Origin of the sequence: Ferrimonas pelagia, assembly GCF_039543565.1 — a bacterium.
GTDB lineage: Bacteria > Pseudomonadota > Gammaproteobacteria > Enterobacterales > Shewanellaceae > Ferrimonas > Ferrimonas pelagia.
The window spans coordinates 1-21,804 of record NZ_BAABJZ010000067.1; the positions used below are offsets into that span (position 1 = coordinate 1).

Annotated in this window: 22 protein-coding genes; 14 read left to right on the forward strand and 8 right to left on the reverse strand. The window is 55.9% G+C overall.

Translation table 11 applies throughout. The annotated features are described in order from the left end of the window. Positions 1–100: 100 nt before the first annotated feature. Together ABEA08_RS10505 and ABEA08_RS10510 are read right to left on the reverse strand one after the other, a co-directional pair. A complete protein-coding gene (locus ABEA08_RS10505; RefSeq protein WP_345335250.1) occupies positions 101–394 on the reverse strand; it encodes a hypothetical protein in 294 nt (97 codons plus the stop codon). A 260-nt stretch (positions 395–654) separates the two neighbouring features. Next, positions 655–1,602 carry a hypothetical protein gene (locus tag ABEA08_RS10510; RefSeq protein ID WP_345335251.1) on the reverse strand — a complete coding sequence of 316 codons (948 nt, stop codon included), beginning with the start codon at positions 1,600–1,602 and terminating at the stop codon, positions 655–657. Between the two features lie 852 nt (positions 1,603–2,454). On the opposite strand from ABEA08_RS10510, the gene ABEA08_RS10515 reads away from it, so the two are divergent. Next, on the forward strand, positions 2,455–3,546 hold the full coding sequence (locus tag ABEA08_RS10515) for a porin (RefSeq protein WP_345335252.1): 1,092 nt from the start codon (positions 2,455–2,457) through the stop codon (positions 3,544–3,546). A 170-nt stretch (positions 3,547–3,716) separates the two neighbouring features. Then, the gene (gene yghU / locus ABEA08_RS10520; protein ID WP_345335253.1) at positions 3,717–4,574 is read left to right on the forward strand and encodes a glutathione-dependent disulfide-bond oxidoreductase; all 858 of its coding nucleotides are present in this window, start codon (positions 3,717–3,719) and stop codon (positions 4,572–4,574) included. 164 nt (positions 4,575–4,738) lie between these two features. Here the strand turns inward: yghU and gnd are convergent, their stop codons facing one another. Next, a complete protein-coding gene (gnd, locus tag ABEA08_RS10525; RefSeq protein ID WP_425557357.1) occupies positions 4,739–6,190 on the reverse strand; it encodes a decarboxylating NADP(+)-dependent phosphogluconate dehydrogenase in 1,452 nt (483 codons plus the stop codon). Positions 6,191–6,332: 142 nt separating this feature from the next. Here gnd and ABEA08_RS10530 point away from each other — a divergent pair, with 142 nt between their 5' ends. Then, positions 6,333–7,214 carry a cyclase family protein gene (locus ABEA08_RS10530; RefSeq protein WP_345335255.1) on the forward strand — a complete coding sequence of 294 codons (882 nt, stop codon included), beginning with the start codon at positions 6,333–6,335 and terminating at the stop codon, positions 7,212–7,214. Between the two features lie 81 nt (positions 7,215–7,295). Here the strand turns inward: ABEA08_RS10530 and purU are convergent, their stop codons facing one another. From purU to ABEA08_RS10545, 3 genes are all read right to left on the reverse strand, one after another. Further along, positions 7,296–8,159, reverse strand: coding sequence for a formyltetrahydrofolate deformylase (purU, locus tag ABEA08_RS10535; RefSeq protein WP_345335256.1), 864 nt, complete (start codon positions 8,157–8,159; stop codon positions 7,296–7,298). A gap of 113 nt (positions 8,160–8,272) precedes the next feature. Then, a complete protein-coding gene (locus ABEA08_RS10540; RefSeq protein WP_345335257.1) occupies positions 8,273–9,292 on the reverse strand; it encodes a LacI family DNA-binding transcriptional regulator in 1,020 nt (339 codons plus the stop codon). A gap of 110 nt (positions 9,293–9,402) precedes the next feature. After that, on the reverse strand, positions 9,403–9,819 hold the full coding sequence (locus tag ABEA08_RS10545; protein WP_345335258.1) for a hypothetical protein: 417 nt from the start codon (positions 9,817–9,819) through the stop codon (positions 9,403–9,405). A 228-nt stretch (positions 9,820–10,047) separates the two neighbouring features. Between ABEA08_RS10545 and ccoN the strand changes: the two genes are divergently transcribed. The 11 genes from ccoN (at position 10,048) to ttcA (ending at position 20,063) form a co-directional block, all read left to right on the forward strand. Next, on the forward strand, positions 10,048–11,481 hold the full coding sequence (ccoN, locus tag ABEA08_RS10550) for a cytochrome-c oxidase, cbb3-type subunit I (RefSeq protein ID WP_345335259.1): 1,434 nt from the start codon (positions 10,048–10,050) through the stop codon (positions 11,479–11,481). A gap of 12 nt (positions 11,482–11,493) precedes the next feature. Next, entirely contained in the window at positions 11,494–12,105 is a 612-nt protein-coding gene (gene ccoO / locus ABEA08_RS10555) for a cytochrome-c oxidase, cbb3-type subunit II (protein WP_345335260.1), read from the forward strand. 14 nt (positions 12,106–12,119) lie between these two features. Next, positions 12,120–12,290, forward strand: coding sequence for a cbb3-type cytochrome oxidase subunit 3 (locus tag ABEA08_RS10560; RefSeq protein ID WP_345335261.1), 171 nt, complete (start codon positions 12,120–12,122; stop codon positions 12,288–12,290). Beyond that, the gene (ccoP, locus tag ABEA08_RS10565) at positions 12,291–13,250 is read left to right on the forward strand and encodes a cytochrome-c oxidase, cbb3-type subunit III (RefSeq protein ID WP_345335262.1); all 960 of its coding nucleotides are present in this window, start codon (positions 12,291–12,293) and stop codon (positions 13,248–13,250) included. It begins immediately after the preceding gene. A 176-nt stretch (positions 13,251–13,426) separates the two neighbouring features. After that, positions 13,427–13,903, forward strand: coding sequence for a FixH family protein (locus tag ABEA08_RS10570; RefSeq protein WP_345335264.1), 477 nt, complete (start codon positions 13,427–13,429; stop codon positions 13,901–13,903). A gap of 9 nt (positions 13,904–13,912) precedes the next feature. Further along, a complete protein-coding gene (locus ABEA08_RS10575) occupies positions 13,913–16,288 on the forward strand; it encodes a heavy metal translocating P-type ATPase (RefSeq protein WP_345335265.1) in 2,376 nt (791 codons plus the stop codon). After that, a complete protein-coding gene (gene ccoS, locus ABEA08_RS10580; protein WP_345335266.1) occupies positions 16,288–16,485 on the forward strand; it encodes a cbb3-type cytochrome oxidase assembly protein CcoS in 198 nt (65 codons plus the stop codon). The genes ABEA08_RS10575 and ccoS overlap by 1 nt, the downstream gene beginning before the upstream one ends. Beyond that, on the forward strand, positions 16,472–17,164 hold the full coding sequence (locus ABEA08_RS10585) for a sulfite exporter TauE/SafE family protein (protein ID WP_345335267.1): 693 nt from the start codon (positions 16,472–16,474) through the stop codon (positions 17,162–17,164). The genes ccoS and ABEA08_RS10585 overlap by 14 nt, the downstream gene beginning before the upstream one ends. A gap of 79 nt (positions 17,165–17,243) precedes the next feature. After that, entirely contained in the window at positions 17,244–17,963 is a 720-nt protein-coding gene (locus tag ABEA08_RS10590) for an FNR family transcription factor (protein ID WP_345335268.1), read from the forward strand. 104 nt (positions 17,964–18,067) lie between these two features. Beyond that, a complete protein-coding gene (gene uspE, locus ABEA08_RS10595; RefSeq protein ID WP_345335269.1) occupies positions 18,068–18,997 on the forward strand; it encodes a universal stress protein UspE in 930 nt (309 codons plus the stop codon). A 130-nt stretch (positions 18,998–19,127) separates the two neighbouring features. Next, positions 19,128–20,063, forward strand: a complete 936-nt coding sequence (gene ttcA / locus ABEA08_RS10600) for a tRNA 2-thiocytidine(32) synthetase TtcA (RefSeq protein ID WP_345335270.1) — start codon at positions 19,128–19,130, stop codon at positions 20,061–20,063. 55 nt (positions 20,064–20,118) lie between these two features. Here ttcA and ABEA08_RS10605 read toward each other — a convergent pair whose 3' ends face one another. Beyond that, positions 20,119–20,736 (reverse strand): FMN-binding negative transcriptional regulator, encoded by a 618-nt coding sequence (locus ABEA08_RS10605; RefSeq protein WP_345335271.1) that lies wholly within the window; start codon positions 20,734–20,736, stop codon positions 20,119–20,121. Positions 20,737–21,017: 281 nt separating this feature from the next. Continuing rightward, entirely contained in the window at positions 21,018–21,620 is a 603-nt protein-coding gene (locus ABEA08_RS10610; RefSeq protein ID WP_345335272.1) for a hypothetical protein, read from the reverse strand. Positions 21,621–21,804 lie beyond the last annotated feature (184 nt).

Sequence of the window (21,804 nt, forward strand, 5' to 3'; positions counted from 1 at the left end):
AGGGAACCAAGATCAGCGTACCCATGAAGCAAAAGCGCTGCATGATGAATACCGGATTTTTAGAAGGCGTCCTGCAGACTGGATTTGTATCAATGGCGAATTAATACACACTCATGCGGACGCCCTGGATATATTCAACGATAAAGGGCGTATCGACATTCACGTTAATTCCGCTAACGCGCTTGTAGTGATATCCCTCTTGATATTCGCCGTCGCCCTGGGCCACCACACGAGTGTCCGGCTGAGCCTTAGAACAGGTCGGGATCAAACCGGCCTGCCCTTCAGCCTCTGCGCCACATGGCCCAGTCCCACAGGCCGGCAACAAAGCCCCTCCCAGCCCCAAGACCATGATGGTCACTAAGGTTTGCGCCAATCGCGCACCGATCCTTTGCATTATTCTCCCCTTATCTCATTCTTTCTATTGTTATTCAGCAACAAAACTCGACCCGATCTTATCAGGCCAGCGCTGCAGCGACGCTGATCCTTATCAACCGCAGGAAGAACCATAATGGACAAAGGCCATTGGACCGGACGCAACCAATGCACTTTGCCAGTCCAGCGCAAGTAAACCCCCAACGAGATCCGCAAATGGGGAGTTATAGTCGATAGGCCTGGACACCAGTCATGAAGCAACTCGTTCCAAGTTTGTTTGTTTTAAGTCGAACGCCGACGCCCCTTAAGCCCTAACCAAAGAAGACCAGACAAAACGAAAGCGAGCAGATAAAGAATGAAGGGGATGCGAAGCACCTCGTGCAGCTTATCGAAGCCACGCCATTGATACACCGCCAGCATTGCCCCGATATAGCCAACCAAGATCACGGTGCGGGTATACCAGCGCCAGCCCAAGCCATGCATTGTGGTGATCACAAACATGCCGGCAAAACCAAACAAGAACATGGGCCACATCTGCGCCCCCTGCAACCACGCCACCAGCACACCATGAAATAGCACTAATGTCTCTAACGTCGCCGTCCAATAGCGATGGGTGTGCACCGACGTCATCATCAGACTGACTTGCAGCATTAGCAGGAAGACATAAAAGAACCCGATAAGATGCCCGTTGGTACTCTCCATCGGGTGATACCAAAAGGTATAGAGCGTCGCCCAGCTAAATACGTAACCATGATAGCGCAGCAGCAACCCGCGACACTGTGTCATCCAATCGAACCGATGGCCCCACAGCAAACCTCTCCGCGGCGTTTCCATGATCAACACCATCACCAGCAGCAGGATCACCGAACCTTGCGAAGAGAAGACCGGTACATCTTCTGCTAATGCGCCGTAATAAAGATGGGTTTGCAGCCAATGCAGGGTAATGAAAACACCATTGCCCACCAGAGCAATGACATTAATGCGGCGTAGCCTCGTTCTGGGTTTGAGTTTTAACCGCTGCCCGTAAAGGATCACGCCCCACATAAACAGCTGATGTGTCAGATAACCTGCCCACGCCGTAACGCTGGCTATCCCCCCCTCTCCCGGCAGTTGCCAGTAGTACCAACTGGCCCCGGTATCGGGCAAGAAGGAGACTTGCAGTCCATAAGGCCGCAGTAACGCGATAAGCCCCGCCAAGACCATACTGACGCCGACCCCCCACCAGAGCACTGTGACACTTGTGATGTTTCCACGTCGGGGCCTATCCATCGTATCCATCGCAATGACTAACCTGTGCTTTGTTATGTCAAAATTTTGATATCGAGGCAATCTCTTCGCCGCTCTGGCTCGATCTGAAAACGAGAAAGACCGCTAAAATGTATTTCCTAGCTAAATAGGATCCTATCGAGCTTTACCGCACAGAGCCTTGCTGTGGGGCCAGATCCGTTTCCGATTGCGCTTTGCCATGACCCTCCATCTCTCAACACACTTGTCGCCAACCCGATTGCGAGCGTAACGGCACCATTTTCTCGAAGCGACAAAGGCGTCATCCGCGACTCCAGTCAAACCCGCTTTCGGCATGAAACGACCTCAGGGTACGCATTTACAGAGCAATAGCCCAATAGCGATCCGCTTAATCATTCGGCCGACAAACGAACTGGCTACATCATCTGCTGACAAGGGATGGCTCACTCATTCCAGCAAATTCACCTTTCGCTCGGCTCGCTGGCGACAACAGCACCGTTCTCCCGACGACCAGTCATTGTCACCCGCATCACGGAGAGATAAATTCGAATGACTAATAAATCACGATAACGGCATAACTAGTCATTACGTGATCGACATCTCAAGGTGGCAAGTCGGACACAATAGCGCGTTGACCTTTGCGCAACTTCACTATTAATATAATCAAACGCAAATTAAATCTGCCACATAGAAGTAGTTTGTAAGTGTATAAGGTTCTATCCGTTATGGACGAGTAACCACAATCAGAACGTGAAGGCATCTCACCTCTGAATACATTAAGAATAATTATGCACTCGAAACCGACTGGTTTTGAGCCGCTCTCAGACGGAATAAATAATGAAAAGAACTCTTTTAAGCGCAGCGGTTGCTAGCGCAATGCTCCTGCCTGCCGCTCATGCAGTTGACGTATATGATGACGGCGTAAACACCCTATCTATCGGCGGGCATGTATCACTGATCGTAGGTAACGTAAGCTGGTATCAAGGTGCTGAGGTTGACACCGCTGTCCACGGCAACTCCCCGCGCGTGAACCTGGGTTACGAACGTAAACTGAATAATGGTTACACTGCGGAGCTGCTGGTTGAGCAAGCACTGAACACCCGCCACAGCGGCAACGCTTGGACTACGCGTCACGCCTCCGTTGCACTGGATCACGAGCAATACGGTAACTTGGCGATCGGTAAACAATGGGGTGTGTTCTATGACGTGATCTCCGTGACCGACATGCCAAACGTCTTCCCGTCTGACCAGTTGGGCTTGATGTCCAATGACTTCCTTGGTGAGCTGTCCGGTACTGGCTCGGCCGAAAATGCCCTGTTCTATCGTAACAACCTCAACTTGGGTGACGCTGGCCAACTGAACTTCGGTGTTCAGTGGCAAGGTGCAACGTCCGGCAACTCCTGGGCGGGTGACTATGACTTGGATAACCGCTTCGCGGTCGCGTTCCAGTATGAGTTCGCCGGTATCGTGCTGGGCGTTGCCCACACCTCCGGTTCATTCGACCAATACTTTGGGGTCGACACCGAGCAATTCGGCGACAAGTTAGAGTCCACCGCATTTGCCGCGAGCTACGGCTCCTACGGCGAAGGCCTCTACCTGGCCACCGCATACGCGATGGGCAAAAACCTGGAAGCGGGCCACAGCTACCGCAACATCGCCGGTGACACCACTGGCTTTGAAGTCCTGGGCGCCTACGCGTGGGACAACGGCTGGATGGCGCTGGCCTCCTACCGCCAGCTGGACAACGACGGTGAGATCCTGCGCTTGGATGATCAAACCGGCAGCACCAGCTGGAACGAGCAATTCTTCACCGCCGGTGTTGAAAAGTCGCTGAGCGAAAACGTCGCCTTGTTTGGTGAGTACAACCACGCGATGGGTGACGACATGACCGACAACCAGTGGGCCGTCGGCGTACGCTTCTTCCTCTGATCCTCAGATGTCATCATCTTTGGGCCTCACCTCGGTGAGGCCCTTTTTGTTGGAGTAAGAAAACACCATTGAGATCGATCTTTGCCGTGCTCGCCACGTTGTCACAGGGTAAGCTGACCGCACAAACCGGTGCTCACCTGACAAACCAGTGACAAAGGAGTCGTTTGGATATGGATAACCGTTACGTTCCCCCTAAGGTATGGACCCACGACGCCGAGAACGGCGGCGAATGGGCCAAAATTAACCGACCCATCTCCGGCGCGACCCATGCACGCAAGCTGCCCATCGGTCCGCATCCACTGCAACTCTATTCCCTGGCCACACCCAACGGCCAGAAAGTGACCATTCTGCTCGAGGAGCTATTGGCCATCGGCGTGAAAGAGGCGCAGTACGATGCGCATTTGATCCGCATTGCCGAGGGTGACCAGTTCGGCTCCGGGTTTGTTGCGATCAACCCCAACTCCAAGATCCCCGCTTTGGTAGACCATTCTGTCCACCACCCTGTCTCGGTCTTCGAGTCCGGCTCGATTTTGATCTACCTAGCGGAAAAATTTGACCATTTCTTGCCGAAGTCCATCGCCGAGCGCACCTCGGTAATGAACTGGCTGTTCTGGCTGCATGGCTCAGCGCCCTATTTAGGCGGGGGGTTTGGCCACTTCTACGCGTACGCGCCGGAGAAGTTTGAATACCCCATCAATCGTTTCACCATGGAAGCCAAGCGGCAGCTGGACGTCTTAGACAAACAGTTGGCCAACAATGAGTTCATCGCCGGCGCTCAATACAGCATTGCCGATATGGCGATCTGGCCCTGGTATGGCAACCTGGTTTTGGGGCGCAGTTATGACGCCGCAGAGTTCCTCGACGTTGAACGCTACGCTCAAGTGCTGCGCTGGGCCAAAGCGATCGACGCACGCCCCGCGGTGCAACGCGGCCGCATCGTCAATCGCAGCTGGGGCGAGCCGTGGGAGCAAGTGCCCGAGCGCCACAGCGCCGCAGACATCGACGCCGTGCTGGCGTTAAAACCCTAAAGACTGCGACAAACACACAAAAGGCCCGGCTCGCTGCAAGCGAAAGCCGGGCCTTATTGTTCTACTTCTGTCTCCATTGACTGCGCACACCGACGTTTTCCGACACTTGCGAAATAACAAACCTAGACAATAACATCTCTTTCATCGCGTCCATGCTCAGCCATTTAAACATCGTACGTCGACGACGCTGTATCGCCACCGCTGCCGGTCCAGTTGGTGTGGAAAAATTCGCCCCGGGCTCGATCGGTACGCTCATAACGGTGAGCGCCAAAATAGTCCCGTTGTGCCTGCAACAAATTCGCGGGAAGGCGCGCCGTGGTGTAACCATCGAGAAACGCCAGTGCCGATGTGGTGCAGGGCATGGGAATGCCCGACGCCAAAGAGCACGCCGCCACTTGACGCCACGCCGGCAGACAGCGCAGCAGCAGCGTCTTGAAATACGTATCGCAGCCGAGAAACGGCAACGCATCGTCCTTGCGAAACGCATCGCAAATGTTGCCGAGAAAGGCCGAGCGTATGATGCAGCCGCCACGCCACATCATGGCAACATTGCCGTAGTTGAGGTTCCAGCCGTACTCCTCCGAGGCTTGCCGCATCAACATAAACCCCTGCGCGTAGGAGATCACCTTAGAAGCCAACAGGGCTTGGCGTAGCGCTTCAAGCCACTGGGCTTGATCGCCGGTGACGGGCTCCACCTTATGGCCAAACAGAACCTCCGCCGCCTCCCGCTCGGGCTTTAACGCCGACAGGCAGCGAGCAAACACGGCTCCGGTGATCAGGGTGAGTGGAATGCCCAGCTCCAGCGCATTAATGCCAGTCCATTTTCCGGTACCCTTCTGCCCGGCGGCATCGAGGATCTTGTCCAATAACGGCGCACCGTCGTCATCTGTAAAACCCAGAATGTCGGTGGTGATCTCGATCAGATAGCTATCGAGCTCACTCTCCTGCCACGCAGCAAAGGTGGCTTGCATCTGTGCATGACTCATCCCAAGGCCCGCTTTCATAAAGTGGTAGGCCTCGGCGATCAGCTGCATATCGCCGTATTCGATGCCGTTATGCACCATTTTGACAAAGTGACCGGCGCCATCGGTGCCGACCCAGTCACAACAGGGCACGCCATCGACCGTGGCAGCGATGGCTTGAAAAATGGGTTTCACCTGAGGCCAGGCCTCGATGGCACCGCCAGGCATGATGGAAGGGCCATGCCGCGCCCCCTCCTCGCCGCCGGACACACCGGCGCCGATATAGTGGATCCCATGTTGCTGCAACGCCGCCACTCGACGATTGGTGTCGACATAGTTGGCGTTACCGCCATCGATAAGAATGTCGCCCGGCTCTAACAGCGGCAGCAGCGACTCAATAAAGCCATCGACGACCTCACCCGCCCGAACCATGAGCATGATACGCCGAGGCCTCTCAAGCCTGTCGGTCAGCGCCTTAAGCGTAAACGCCCCGGTGATCTGAGTACCCTGCGCCGGCCCGGCCAGAAAGTCGTCGATCTTCGATGTGGTGCGATTGTGCACCACCACTTTAATTTGGTGATCGTTCATGTTGAGCATCAGGTTTTGCCCCATCACCGCCAAACCGATCACGCCGATATCGCTTTTCATCGCCACTTTCCTCCACGCGTTTAACCCGGCGCCATGCAGCCGCAGTCAATCGTTAGTGTAAGCAATGCTGAGCCGCCCGACGGCACAGCCCGGTTTGGCCGCCGTTCTTGGCTAGTGTTAAGGGAAACCAACAGCGAGGACTAACACCATGACCGGCAACACCGCGATATTGGCGACAGCGACAAGGCGATCATCGCTGGCACACTTGGCATGCTGGGGCGCCATAGCGCTGCTCGCCGGTTGCAGCCACAGCCCGGGCGCTGGCCAGAGGCCAACGCCGTTTGAGCACTCAGCGTCCATACAGCCGATGTGGCAAGGCCAATGGATCGATCTGACCCATGAGTTCTCCACCCGTGCCATCTACTGGCCGACGGCCAAGGCGTTTGAGCACACTGAGGTGTTTAAAGGCGTTACCGACAAAGGCTTTTTCTACGCCTCGTACGATTTTGCCGCGTCTGAACACGGCGGCACCCATCTGGATGCGCCCATCCACTTTAGTGAAGGGCAATTGGGCGCCGGCGACATCCCTTTGCAGCAACTGATCGGCCCGGGCGTTCGGATCGAAGTCATGATCGGCGCACAGCGCAATCATCAGATCAGCGTCGAGGAGATCACGCGTTGGGAGCAGGAGCATGGGCAGATCCCCGATAGCAGCATCGTCCTGTTCGATACCGGCTCGGCAGCGCTTTGGCCTGACAAGGAGCGCTACATGGGCACCGCTGAGCGCGGCGAGGCGGCCGTGGCTAAACTGGCCTTTCCCGGCATTCACCCAGACGCGGCGCTCTTTCTGATCCAACAACGCAACGTCAAAGCGGTGGGGATCGATACGCCCAGCCTCGACTACGGCGGCTCGGTTTACTTTCACACCCATCAGATCCTGTTTCAGCAAAACATCCCTGGGTTTGAGAACGTCGCCGATCTAAGCGCCCTGCCGCCAACCGGCTTTGGCGTGATCGCCCTGCCGATGAAGATCAAACATGGCAGTGGCGCACCGCTTCGGATCATCGCGTTAATACCGCCAACCGACTGAACCAGCGTTTCGGAGCCGCCGAAAAGCAACAAGCATCGCCGTGGCGATGCTTGTTTCAAAGGACGGCTCACGCTGTGACGATCACAAGATCACGGTTCGTCCTTCATTGAGTACCACCCGCTGCTCGGCCACGAGGCGCACCGCGTCCGCCAGCGTAATGGCTTCAATGTCGTGACCAATATGGACGTAGCGGCTGACTGTTGCGCGATGATCGACCGACTTAACCTCCTGACAGATGATGGGCCCCTCATCCAGATCCGCCGTAACAAAGTGCGCCGTTGCGCCGATCACCTTCACGCCCCGCTTGTGGGCCTGATGATAGGGCTTAGCCCCTTTGAAACTCGGCAGAAAGCTGTGGTGAATGTTGATGGCGCGACCTTCGAGCTTTTCACAAAGACTGTCCGACAAGATCTGCATATAGCGTGCAAGGATGAGGTAATCCGCCTGGGTCTGTTGCAGCAAGGCCAGGATCTGCTCCTCCTGCTGGGGCTTGGTCTCTTTGCTGATGGGCAGATGATGGTAGGGAATACCGTACCATTCCACCAGAGGACGTAGATCATCGTGATTGGACAGCACACCAACGATCTCGACCGGCAGTGCACCGGAGCGCCACTTAGTGAGCAGCATATTGAGGCAATGATCATCGCGGGAAACCGCCAGCATCAGCTTGGGCTTTTGCTGCACCGGTCGCAGTTGGTATTCCATGTCGAGCTCATGCGCCAGCTCGGCAAAGTCGGTCAGGAACTGCTCGAAGGTGCACTCCATGTGCCGATCATCAAATTCGGTGCGGGAGAAAAACGCCTTGGTGTCGGGATCGCCATAATGGGACACCTCAGTGATAAAGGCACCGTGCTGATGCAGGCATCCCGAATAGCGGGCCATCACGCCGAGCCGGTCCGGGCATTTTAACGTAAGGACAAATTGGGTGGGGTTTGGTTTTTCCATGCTGGCGGGGACCTCTGCGCTATCGTGCGACCAGTGTGCAGGATCCAGCACGCAGGGCAAAACTATCAGGTCATTCCTGACGGGAATGCCGCACGCGCTGCTGAGCCAGCCGGTTAAGCGCCGGTTGTTGAGGAGCCACGGAGGATCACCTCAAACGCCAAGACATGGCCCGGATGATCATCTTCGGCCAACAGCTCTGGCTGATCAGCCAAGATATCGACCGCCCGCTGCGCCATCTGCCGGATAGGCTGTCGTATGGTGGTGAGTTGTGGCCAGATCGCGGTGGCCAGCTGGGTGTCATCGAAGCCCACAACGGCAAGCTGCTCCGGCACCTTTAACCCGCATCGATGTGCTTCGGCAACCACGGCCGCCGCCATATCGTCGTTACTGGCAAAGACGGCGCTGGGCCTATCCTGCTGGCTCAGCAGCGCGTGCGCCGCTTCCATGCCCGAGCGATAACAAAAGTACCCTTGTTGCACCCAATCTTCGGGGGTTGTCAGCCCATGATGCGCCATCGCTTCCAAATAACCGGCATAGCGCTGTCGAGAAACCCCTTGGTTAGGGTTCCCTTTGATAAACCCGATCTTCTGATGCCCTTTCTCGATGAGGTGCTGGGTTAACCGGTAGGCTGCCCGTTGATCATCCATGCATACATAGGGACTCAGACCCGGTTCGCGATCCGGTGCCACCCGGACAAACGGCAATTGACGCTGCCTCAGCGCAGCCAACAAGGCCAGATCATCACACAAGGGGGGCAGCAGGATCACGCTGTCAATCTGCGACTCATTCAGCAACGCCATTAACTGCTCCACCGCTGTTAACTCGTCGCCGCGGCAGTGCTCAACCACCAAGTGGTAGCCTTTGCGCCGACTGTGCTCCAGCGCGCCTAACAGAAATTGGCTCACGTAGCCTTCGGACGGGTTGTCATACAAGAGTCCAATCATATAGGAGCGTGCACTGGCCAAACGGCGAGCGGCCACATTCGGACGGTAGCCCAGGGCTTGCATCGCCTCTTGCACGCGCTGGCGTGTGGATTCGGCGACCTTGCTGCTGCCATTAAGTACCCGTGAAACCGTCATGATCGAAACGTTGGCCCGTTCCGCGACCTGTTGAATGGTGATTGATTTATGCATTGACCCGTCTTTAGGAGACCACAAAATACTGGGGATGAAGCCCAACGACATGAAAGCTCGAATATTATCACGTTCGTTGTGGCTCTGCGCGGCCGAAACGGGCTTAAATCTTAAACTTGGCTGTCCGCCAGCCAGTCAAAAAATCTAACGATCTCATCTCCTTGGCTATCTTCAAAGGTTAACCACAAGCGCCAGACCATGTAACCGGAGCTGCAACTGCCGTACAGCACGGTGGCGTGCCCATGTTCATCAAAACGGACCGGGATCACGCCCATGTACATGTCTCGCCCTTCGAGCCGCGCCGCGGTGATCTGGTAGCCATCAGGCATCGTCATTTTAAGCTGAAAGGGCTGCTCGCTTGGGGTGTGCGTCAGGGATGGCGCTAGGCTTATACCCGCATTGGCACAGGGGCCGACAGTAAAGTCGCATAAACTCGATTCAGTTACCGGATTGTGCGCCAAATCCTTTGTCTCACCACATCCAGAGAGCAATAACAGCGGTAAAACCAAGTAGATAATGTGATGCATTCGTTAAATTCCGTTTTCTTCTTAGATAATTACACCCAACACATTCGCTTTTAGCTTCATTTGATCTCGATCAAGCTCTCACCTCGCCTTTTGGTTGGGTTTTTTGATGGCACTCAAGTATCATGAGCTTGCCATGAGGTGTGTCACACTTTGGCCAGTGATCTGCGCACGCATTGATGCCAAGACGCAGCGACTGAAATAAATAAGCATATGCAGTGGAAGCTCGATATGAACCTAACCAACCAAGGCCCGGCCGACTACAACTATACCGTAGTTCGCCAATTTGCCATTATGACCGTTGTGTGGGGTATTGTTGGAATGGCTGTGGGGGTGTTGATCGCCGCTCAGCTGATCTGGCCCGCCCTAAACTTCGACACCCCCTGGCTAACCTATAGCCGCCTTCGTCCCCTCCATACCAACGCGGTGATCTTTGCCTTCGGCACCAGCGCCCTGTTTGCCACATCCTATTATGTCGTGCAGCGTACCTGCCAAACGCGCTTGTTTTCAGACAAGATGGCGTCGTTCACCTTCTGGGGTTGGCAAGCCATTATCGTTGCCGCCGCCATTACCCTGCCACTCGGCTTAACGACGGCAAAGGAATATGCGGAATTAGAATGGCCGATTAAGATCGCCATTACCCTCGTCTGGGTTTGTTACGCTCTGGTGTTCTTCGGCACCTTAATAAAACGAAAAACCAGTCACATCTATGTCGCAAACTGGTTCTTTGGCGCCTTTATCATCACGGTTGCGGTGCTGCATATCGTTAACTCAATGTCCATCCCGGTCAGCATGTGGAAATCCTATTCCATCTACGCCGGCTCAGTGGATGCCATGGTGCAATGGTGGTACGGCCACAATGCAGTGGGCTTTTTGCTGACGGCAGGCTTCCTCGGCATGATGTACTACTTCGTGCCCAAGCAGGCCGAACGTCCGGTCTACTCCTATCGCTTGTCCATCGTCCACTTCTGGGCCTTGGTTTCGCTCTATATCTGGGCTGGCCCACACCACCTCCACTACACCGCACTGCCTGACTGGACTCAGACCCTTGGCATGGTGATGTCATTGGTGCTGTTCGCCCCCTCCTGGGGTGGCATGATCAACGGGATCATGACCCTGTCCGGTGCCTGGCATAAGCTCAGAACCGATCCGATCCTGCGCTTCCTGGTGGTCTCGCTCTCCTTCTACGGCATGTCCACCTTCGAAGGCCCGATGATGTCGATCAAGACGGTCAATGCGCTGTCACACTACACCGACTGGACCGTAGGTCACGTCCACTCCGGCGCCTTGGGTTGGGTGGCAATGGTGTCCATTGGTGCGCTCTACCACTTGATCCCCGTGCTGTTTAACCAGAAGCAGATGTACTCAGTCAAACTGATCAACGTGCACTTTTGGCTGGCAACCGTGGGAACCGTGTTGTACATCGTCGCCATGTGGATCTCCGGCGTGATGCAAGGCCTGATGTGGCGCGCGGTGAATGCGGACGGTACCCTGACCTACAGCTTTGTTGAAGCGCTGTCGGCCTCCTATCCGTTCTACATCGTGCGTTTCATTGGTGGCTGCTTCTTCCTGTTCGGTATGTTCCTGATGGCCTACAACGTTTTCCGCACGGTCAAGGCACCGGATGGCAGCATCGCTGCTTCCCCAGCGCCTCAGGCGGCATAAGGAGTCAGACAGATGAAATTTTCACATGAACTGGTAGAAAAAAATGTCGGCTTACTGGCGATCCTGATCGTGGTGGCCATCAGCTTTGGCGGCATCGCCGAGATCGTGCCCTTGATCTACATCGATGAGACCAATGAGCCGGTTGAGGGGCTCACACCCTACACCGCACTGCAGATGGAAGGCCGGGATGTTTACATCCGTGAAGGCTGCTCCAACTGCCACAGCCAGATGATCCGCCCCTTCCGAGCCGAAACCGAGCGCTACGGTCACTACTCCGTCGCGGGTGAGCACGTCTGGGAGCACCCCTTCTTGTGGGGCTCAAAGCGAACCGGTCCCGATCTGGCCCGCGTCGGCGGACGTTACTCCGACACCTGGCATAAGGTCCACCTGACCGATCCGCGCGCGGTGGTGCCAGAGTCGAACATGCCCGCCTACCCCTGGCTCAATGACAACGTGCTGGATGGCGCGCACACCGAGGCCAAGCTGAAGGTGTTCCGCGATCACTTTGGGGTTCCGTACAGTGAGGACGATGCCGTACTGCAAAAAGACGCTCAGAGCGTGGTCGGCAAAACCGAAATGGAAGCGCTGATCGCCTATCTCCAAGTCTTGGGCACGGCCCTGTAATCGAGGAAAGCACAATGGATTATGGATTTTTCCATGGGATCTACACCTCGGTGCTGATGATCTGCATGATCGGGATCATCGCCTGGGCGTATTCAAAAAGAAGAAAGGCCTCATTCGACGAAGCGGCCAATCTGGTGTTCGCGGATGAGGAGGCGGTGCAAGACACCGCAAAGGAGCAGGGATAGATGAATAGCATTTTAAGTATCATCGTGATCTTTTGTGTCGCCGCGGTGTTGGTAGGCTCTGGTGCCTGCCTCATCTGGTGCATCAAAGACAAAATGGGCAAAGAGGAAGGCGAGTCCATGGGGCATGTCTTCGATGGCATCGAAGAGGTGAATAACCCCTTGCCGAAGTGGTGGAGCTACATGTTCGTTATCACCATCCTCTTCGCCGTGGCCTACCTAGTGCTCTACCCCGGCCTAGGTAACTTCGCCGGTGTGCTCAACTGGACCTCAGCCAATAAACAGGTGCTCAGCCTAGAGCAGTCCAAGGCTCAAGCCGCCGAAGCGGTCGCCGAAGGCAGCACCAAGCTGGTTCAGTACGATCGTGAAATGGCCCACGCTGAGGATCGGTTTGGCCCTATCTTCGCTGCGTTCGCCGCGCGGTCGATCGAAGATCTGGCGGCCGATGAAGACGCCCGCAAGATCGGTCAACGCCTGTTCCTGCAAAACTGCGCCCAGTGCCACGGCTCCGATGCGCGCGGCAGCACCGGCTTCCCCAATCTGGTTGACGGCAGCTGGTTGTATGGCGGCACGCCGGAGACCATCAACCTGAGCATCTTGAACGGTCGAAATGGCTTTATGCCCCCCAAAGGCGGACTGCCGGTCGCGGATGAAGAGATCCCCGATCTGGTCGAATATGTCCTCAGCCTGTCCGGGCGCGATCACGATGCCGACGCAGCCGTCAAAGGACAAGGGGTGTATATGAAGGGCTGTTTCGCATGCCACGGCATGTCCGGTGAAGGCAACCCAATGCTGGGCGCGCCTAGCTTGAAGGACGATGCCTGGCTCTATGGTGGCAGCCGTGCCGCCGTGGCCGACTCCATCAAGAATGGCCGCTCAGGCCAGATGCCAGCCTGGAAGGAGATCCTCGGCGAAGATAAGGTGCACCTTATCAGCTCCTACGTTTACAGCCTCAACCTGTAACCCATGCAAGCCCCGCACACGCGGGGCTTTTCATTTAAATATCAGTACCCAATCACCTGCGTTCACAATACGAACAACAACTGAGCAGAAAGACTCACCGCACATCACCCTTGCTAGACCTCCCTCACACACAACAGTAAACTGAGGCCCAGATCTCAGTGGAAGGAACCCAAATAATGACGCAACAACCTTGGTATAAGCAGTTTTGGCCTTGGTTTCTCATCATCCTGCCCGCCTGCGCCGTTTCGGCTTCCATCTACACCTACTATGTCGCTGCGACCTCGCCGTTCTCTATGGTCTCAGAGGATTACTATAAGGAAGGCAAAGGGATCAATCAGGATCTGTCGCGGATCCGAGCGGCCCAGAATATGGGGCTGTCGTTTTCCTTACAGATCACCGATGGGGAGATCGTCATCGAGCAGCACGGCGGTGCCCCCCTGCCCGGTGCCATCGAGTTGGAGTTTCACCACGCCACGCTAGAGCAGCGCGATTTTGTCCAGATGCTGACCAAGGATGGCAATGGCCGCTATCGTTTGCGTCGAACCGACAGCCTCGACGGCACCTGGCTGGTGCAGATCGACGCGTTCGATCAAAGCTGGCGGCTGCAGACCCGCATCACCCTCCCGAACCCCGATCCCATTTGGCTGAAGTAATGGATGTCTATGAGCCAATCGCTGTGCTACCACTGTAACGAACCGGTGCCGGCCAGCGCCGGTTATACCAGTCTGATCGACGATCAAGCGATGCCCATGTGTTGCCCCGGCTGCGCCGCCGTGGCGGATGCCATCGTCAGCGCCGGCCTGTCCGATTATTATCGCTACCGCACCGAAAAGGGTCAGCAACAGGACATACCGCCGCAATTGGCGTCGCTGATCGCCTACGATCTCGATGAGGTGCAGCAGGAGTTTGTCGCCCATCAGGGCGAGCTGCGCGAGGTGCTGTTATCGATCGACGGGATCAGCTGTGCTGCCTGTGCCTGGCTGATAGAAAAGCATCTGGCGGGGGTCAAGGGGATCGCCAAGATCAACGTCAATACCACGACCCAGCGCGCCGTATTGGTCTGGGATGGCCGCCAACAGCGGCTGTCTGACATCCTCGCGGCGATGGCGCAGATCGGCTACAACGCCGCCCCCTTCCAGGTCGATGCACAGGAACGCAAAGACGCGCAGGAAAGCCAAAACTTCCTGCTGCGGGTGGGCCTAGCGGGGTTGGCCACCATGCAGGTGATGATGCTGGCCGTCGCCTTGTATACCGGCTACTTCTACGATCTGGAGCAGAGTTTCCGAGATTACTTTCGCTGGGTCAGTTTGATCTTTGCCACACCGGTGGTGCTCTATTCGGCGCAACCCTTCTATTTCAGTGCCATGCGTGCCCTCTTCGCCCTGCGAGTCAATATGGACGTGCCGGTCTCCATCGCTATCCTGCTGGCCTACGGCGCCAGCTGTGCCGCAACAGTGAAGGGCACAGGTGAGGTCTTCTTCGAGTCGATCTCCATGTTCACCTTCTTCCTATTGTTGGGCCGGCTATTTGAGCAGCGGGCCCGGCGCAAGGCTTCGGAGAACGTCAGTAATCTGCAGAAGCTAGTGCCGATCACCGCACGGCTGATCGAGCAAGGTGAAGAGCGCCAGATCGCCGCCCGGGCACTGAAAGTTGGCCAGCGCTGCCGGGTGCTGCCCGGTGAACGCGTGCCGGTCGACGGCCGTTTGCTCGCCGGCAATAGCCAGTTCAATGAGGCGATGTTGACCGGCGAGGAGCAGCCGGTATCGCGCGTGATCGGCGATGAGATCTTTGCCGCCACCGTCAACCTGCACCAAAGCGTGGAGCTGCAGGTGGTGCGTGTTGGTGCCGAGCAGCGGATCAACACCCTGATGCGGCTGCAGGAGCAAGCCGCCACCAGTAAACCGGCCATCGCGCTGTTTGCCGATCGGGTGGCGCAATACTTTGTGCCCGCCATCCTGATGATCGCCGCGCTGACCTACGGCATTTGGCTGCAGATCCGTCCCGACGACGCGTTCTGGATCATGCTCTCCGTGTTGGTGGCAACCTGCCCCTGCGCGTTGGCATTGGCCACGCCCGCCGCGCTCACCTGTGGCACCAATCGGCTGCGCCAGCAAGGGATGCTGGTTAAGAGTGCCACTGTGTTGGAAGCCCTGCCCAGGATCACCCGGTTGCTGTTCGACAAAACCGGGACCTTAACCCGAGGCCACTTCAGCATCACCCAGGTCGACGTGCTCGATCCCACGTTTAAAGAGGCGCAGGTGCTTGCGTTGGCCGCTGCACTTGAGGCGCACTCATCCCACCCTTATGCCAAGGCGTTTCGTGCCTATCGCAACAAAGACTACATCGCCCAGCGCTGTCATTACCATGTCGGTCAGGGCGTCGAGGGTTGGATCAACGGCCAGCACTACCGCATCGGCCGGGCGGGCTTTGCCAGCGCCAATACTCAGGTGATGGAAGGGATGATCCTCACACTGGCGGATCGGCCGATCGCACGCTTTGCGTTTCAAGACAGCCTGCGCAGCGACGCCCATGAGGCGATCCAGCGGCTGCAACTGCACGATCTGCCCTGTGAGATGCTGTCCGGCGATCCCGATCCGCACGCGCTTAAGATCGCCCAGCAACTGGGCCTCACCCATGCCCATCATGACTGCTCGCCCGAGCAGAAGCTGGCCTATCTCAAAGCCTGCCAACAGCGCGGTGATAAGGTGGCGATGTTTGGCGACGGGATCAATGACGCGCCGGTTCTGGCGGGGGCGGATGTGTCCGTGGCGATGGCCGGAGGCACGGATCTGGCCAAATGCCACGCCGATCTTATCCTGCTCGGTGATAAGTTAGCGCCGATCCTAGCCGCAGTTGAGACCGCCAGATTGACCCGCCGCGTGATCCGGCAAAATCTGGCGTTGTCACTGTGCTACAACCTGGCGATCCTGCCACTGGCGGTGTGTGGCTATGTGCCGCCCTATCTCGCCGCCGCAGGGATGTCACTGAGTTCGTTGGTGGTCGTTGCCAACAGCCTACGTCTATTAAGGAGACCCTGATGGAGATCATCTACATCTTGATCCCGATCGCCATTGGCTTTGTTTGCCTGGCGGTGGCACTGTTCTTCTGGTCAGTCAAAAGCCGCCAGTATGAGGATCTGGATCGGGCCGGCTACTCCATCCTGTTCGACGATCCAAAGCCAGAGCAGCCCAACTCACCAGCCGAGTCCACCGAGCACGACAATGACCGAGTATAACTTTTACGCTGCGCTGTTGGTCGGCTTACTCGGCGGCGCTCACTGCCTCGGCATGTGCGGCGGCATCGTCGGTGCCTTTAGCCAGGCGCTGCCGGGCGGCAATGCAGTCACGTTGCAGCAGCGCATGGGGTTTGTCTTGGCCTATAACGCCGGTCGGATCAGCAGCTATACCTTAGCTGGCGTTGCCGTCGGCGGCGCTGCCGGCGCCTTAATGGCGATGTTTGCGCTAGATCCCCTGCTGGCGGGACTGCAAGCCTTGGCCGGCATCATGCTTTGCCTCATGGGCCTGTACATCAGTCAACTGAGCAAAGCCCTGATCCACATTGAAGCACTGGGACAACCGCTCTGGCGTCGCTTAGCACCGCTGGGGCAGGCCATACTGCCGCTGCACCGGCCGGGTAAAGCCTACTTGGTTGGGCTGGTGTGGGGCTGGCTGCCCTGCGGGCTGGTTTACTCCACCCTGACCTGGGCGCTGGCGGCCGCCGATCCCTGGCAAGGCGGTCTGATCATGGCGGGTTTTGGCCTCGGAACCCTGCCAACCCTAGTCGCCATGGGCGCTGCAGCCGACTTACTCAAACGGATCCTGAATAGCAAAAAATTCCGCCTAATGAGTGGCTTAGTCTTAATTGCTTATGGCGGCCAAATGACATATATTGCGCTACATCAATTTTTAAAGTGACCCAGCTCAATGAACGGCGCTCGTTCGTGACTTGGATTCACTAAAAATATGGCTTTCAAATGGATATGGGGAAGATGTTATGACACAAGGCTGCGCCATCCACTGTCAGAACTGCAGTATGTCGGAGCTCTGTATTCCCTTTACACTCAGTAGCAGTGAATTGGATAAGCTTGACGCCATCATCGAACGCAAACGCCCGATCCACAAAGGCGATCTGCTGTTCCAGAGTGGGCAACCGCTCAAATCCCTCTTTGCGATCCGCAGCGGCTCCATCAAATCCTATACCATCACCGAGTCCGGTGACGAACAGATCACCGCCTTCCACTTGGCCGGTGATGTCGTCGGCTTTGATGGGATCCACGGTCAATCGCATCAAAGCTTCGCGCAGGCACTCGAAACCTCGATGGTCTGTGAGATCCCGTTTGACATGCTGGATAAACTTTCAGCCACCATGCCTTCCCTGCGCCACCAGATCTTTCGACTGATGAGCAACGAGATCATGGGCGATCAAGATATGATCCTCCTGCTCTCCAAAAAGAGCGCCGAGCAACGCCTCGCCGCCTTCCTCGGCAGTCTCGCTCATCGCTTTGGCAGTCGAGGCTTCTCCTCCAAAGAGTACCGATTAACCATGACGCGAGGAGACATCGGCAACTACCTCGGACTGACAGTCGAAACCATCAGTCGCTTACTGGGCCGTTTTCAGAAGTCACAGCTTATTGAAGTTAAAGGTAAATATATTACCATTCTCGACATCGAAGGCTTGAGCCAACTCGCGGGCACCGCCCGCGTTGGTCGATAATTCCGCAACGCCCGGCACCAGCCGGGCGTTGTTGATCTGAAACAAGGAAATCCCATCAAGATCTGCCACGATTAAAGCGTACCCTGTCGCACTAGGAGAAGGTTATGAGTGATTACAAACGCATTCTAGTGGTGGTCGATCCCGCCCATGATGCCCAACCCGCGATCATGCGCGCCGCCCACCTCGCCAAGGGTTGTGACGGCCAAATTACGTTAACGCTCAGCATCTTTGACTTTTCCTACGAGATGACCTCCATGCTGTCCGCCGAGGACAGAGAAAACCTGCGCAACGGACTGATCAAGCAGCGCCAAGCCTGGCTGGAGGAGCTGGCCGCGCCGGTGCGGCTCGAAGGCATCGCTGTCGACTGCACCGTCACCTGGCACAATCGCCCGTACGAAGCCGTCATCGAGCAAGTATTGAAGCTGGATGCCGATCTCATCGTCAAAAGCACCCATCAGCATGACCGGCTCAAGTCGGTGATCTTTACGCCCACCGATTGGCACCTGTTGCGCAAGTCGCCAGTCCCTGTGTTGCTGGTTAAAGATCATGACTGGCCAGTGGATGGTAAGATCTTGGTCGCCGTCAACGTCGCAGCCGAAGATGAAGATCACCTATCGCTCAATCGTAAGATAGTTGCCCGGGCGCTCGAACTTGCCGTCACCATCAAGGCCCAGGTTCATCTGGTCAATGGCTACCCAGGCACACCCGTCAACATTGCCATCGAGTTGCCCGACTTCGATGCGCACGCGTACAACCGGTCACTTAAAACCCACCACGAGCAGCGCCTACGCGCGTTGGCGGATGAGTTCTCGCTCCCCCATGAGCAATGTCATGTGCTCGAAGGACTGCCCGAGGACGTGATCCCCGATCTGGCTAAAGAGCTCGACGTCGAGTTGGTGATGATCGGCACCATCGGCCGCACTGGGATCTCCGCCGCCTTGATCGGCAACACCGCCGAACACGTCATCGACCAGCTTGAGTGCGATCTGCTCGCCGATAAACCCGACGGCTTTGAATCCCCCGTCAAGATCTGAGCCTAAGCTCCCCTTCTCCGACCGGGCTCGCCACTGTGCGAGCCCACTTTTTTCATCCCCCCCTTTACCCTGCCCAAGCATACTGGAATAATGCCCGGCTTGATTGAACCTGGTCTATGAGGAACCCTGGGTGGAAGAGCTGAGCCAAAAGCAAAAAACACGCCTGAATAAACTGCAAAAACGCCTACGTCGCGAGATGGGCAGCGCCATCGACGATTACAAGATGATCGAAGAGGGCGATGTGGTCATGGTGTGCCTGTCTGGCGGTAAAGACAGCTATACCATGCTGGATATCCTAATGAACCTGCAGCATCGCGCACCGGTGAATTTTAAGCTGGTCGCCGTTAACCTGGATCAAAAGCAGCCAGAGTTCCCCGAGCACATCCTGCCCGAGTACCTGAAGTCCGTCGGCGTGACGTACCACATTCTCGAGAAGGACACCTACTCCGTGGTCAAAGAGAAGATCCCAGAGGGCAAGACCACTTGCTCGCTGTGTTCACGCCTGCGCCGTGGCACCCTGTATGGCTTTGCTCAGAAGATCGGCGCCACCAAGATCGCCCTCGGTCACCACCGCGATGACATCATCGAGACCCTGTTCTTGAATATGTTCTATGGCGGCAAAATGAAAGCGATGCCGCCTAAACTGCTGTCTGATGACGGTGCCAATGTGGTGATCCGCCCGATGGCCTACAGCCGCGAAAAGGACATCGCCGAATACGCTGAGCTCAAAGCGTTCCCGATCATTCCATGCAACCTGTGTGGCTCTCAGGAGAACCTGAAACGTAAGATGGTCAAAGAGATGTTGGTGAGCTGGGACAAACAGCACCCAGGCCGGATCGAAACCATCTTTACCGCCATGCAAAACGTCGCGCCATCGCAAATGGTCGACCGAGAGCAGTTTGACTTTGTCAGCCTCAAGCGCGATCCCGATGCCAAGTTTGAAGGCTCCGTTGCCGAGGCGGATCTGCCCGCGTTCGACTTCCTGGACCAAGCCAACTCAGGTCACGTCCAGTTGGACAAGCCCCGAGGCGAAGCAATCGACATCGTTCAGGTATACCAGCCATAAAGAACGGATCAAAAAAGCCACCCTAAAGGTGGCTTTTTTGTTTTCTATCAAGGTTTTAGTCCGAACTCACACCGATCCCAAGGCTGCGCATGTATGCGGCCAATGCCTGAGCTTCTAACCCTTTGCTCGCAGCTAGCCCGGCATACGTCCCTCGCTGATCCGCAACCGAACGCTGTTGCCCCAGCTTTTGCTTGCCCTCTATCTGCTCGATCTCAATGCTGAAACCCACAATCGCGCCGAGCAGTCGCTGGCGGATCTCATCGGTGATGATCTCATTGGACTGCAATAAGCTGGACTCGTGCTGGGCCAACAACGTATCCAAAGCGGCCACCGTCTCCGCATTGGAGGTTAACCTTACCCGCCCCTTCACGTGTACCGCAGCGTAGTTCCAAGTCGGCACCATAGGCCGGGTTTGATACCAACTCGGCGAGATGTAGCTGTGCGGCCCGGAAAAGACCACCAGCACCTCGCTTCCCTCCAGCTCGCGCCATTGCGGATTGGCACGCGCCATATGACCGTACAGTGTCCCCAACTCCCCCTCACCACTGCGTAGCGTCAACGGCAGATGACTGGCGCCCAGCGTTGGATCGATCACAACCGCAAAACCAAACGTCTGGATAAACCGATGTGCGCTGGCAAGATCTGGCATGCTGAACGACTTGGGGTTATACACGTAACACTCCTTTTGCGTGATTGAAAAGCGAACTCAAGGCAGAGCCTTAAAATGCGGCCCGCTTTTTCCTGAGCTCGCTTGGCCACATCAAATCAGCGCATTCCGTAACCAGACGGGCGAAGACGAGCATAAACAATGATGCCGTTAGCCGGAGATAGCAAGCGCCGGTTTCCGGCCAGAGCACAGCATTAGCCGCACAGCGAGCGCGCTCCACCTTGACGCCTCCAGGATGGTTCACGCCCCGGATAGGGCCGCGGCTACGCGCGGTCTATCCTAATTTGTCACATGAATGCTGAATCCAACACCGTCTTAAGCCTAAGTGCAATTCCAATTGATTCTTCAATTTCAGAAAGTACGTCACCAAACCGTTGATTGATTGGATCAATCTCAGGAGCGCCCACTTCAAATATAATCGATTTACCTGATACATAAATCGAAATACTATCATCAACAAACGGCGCAAACTGTTCAACAATCAGCTCAAACTTCTCTGATTGCTCGTACATCATAATCTTAATATAATTGCCGTAGATTTGATGAACGATCTGGGTCGATTTATCCTTAGGGTTTGGATAGAATCGAATCCAGGTATTACCAGCAGCTCTTGGCTTTGGGCTTTCTGGGCTTAACTCAGGATAACGCTCTTGCACATAATCTAAATACAGACGTGCAAAAAGTGTCATTTCATTGCAAATCGTCGACTTATAACCCCTACGCTGTTTATCGATAGCACTTTTCATTAGTTTGGCTTTATAAATTCCACGTGCACTATCAATAGAAACAAAGTAAGCCATTAATTCTTCGTAGGAAAGCTGTGTGTGATAGACCTCTGATGTTTTGTCCAAATATCTTTTTGGCGCGACTAAACAAGTAATAAAATCCACCCAATGTCCCTGCTCTACCCCTGCTTTGCCCCGCTGCTGATAGCGAACTGCTTGCTTGGCAGGGCGGGATCGTACTTTGTTAATGGAAGTTGATACCAGCGATCTGCTGTGATCTAATCGGGCTCTCCGTCATCATAGATCCCCCCCAAATGACCCTGATTGAACACCTCACCGTTATTGAAGA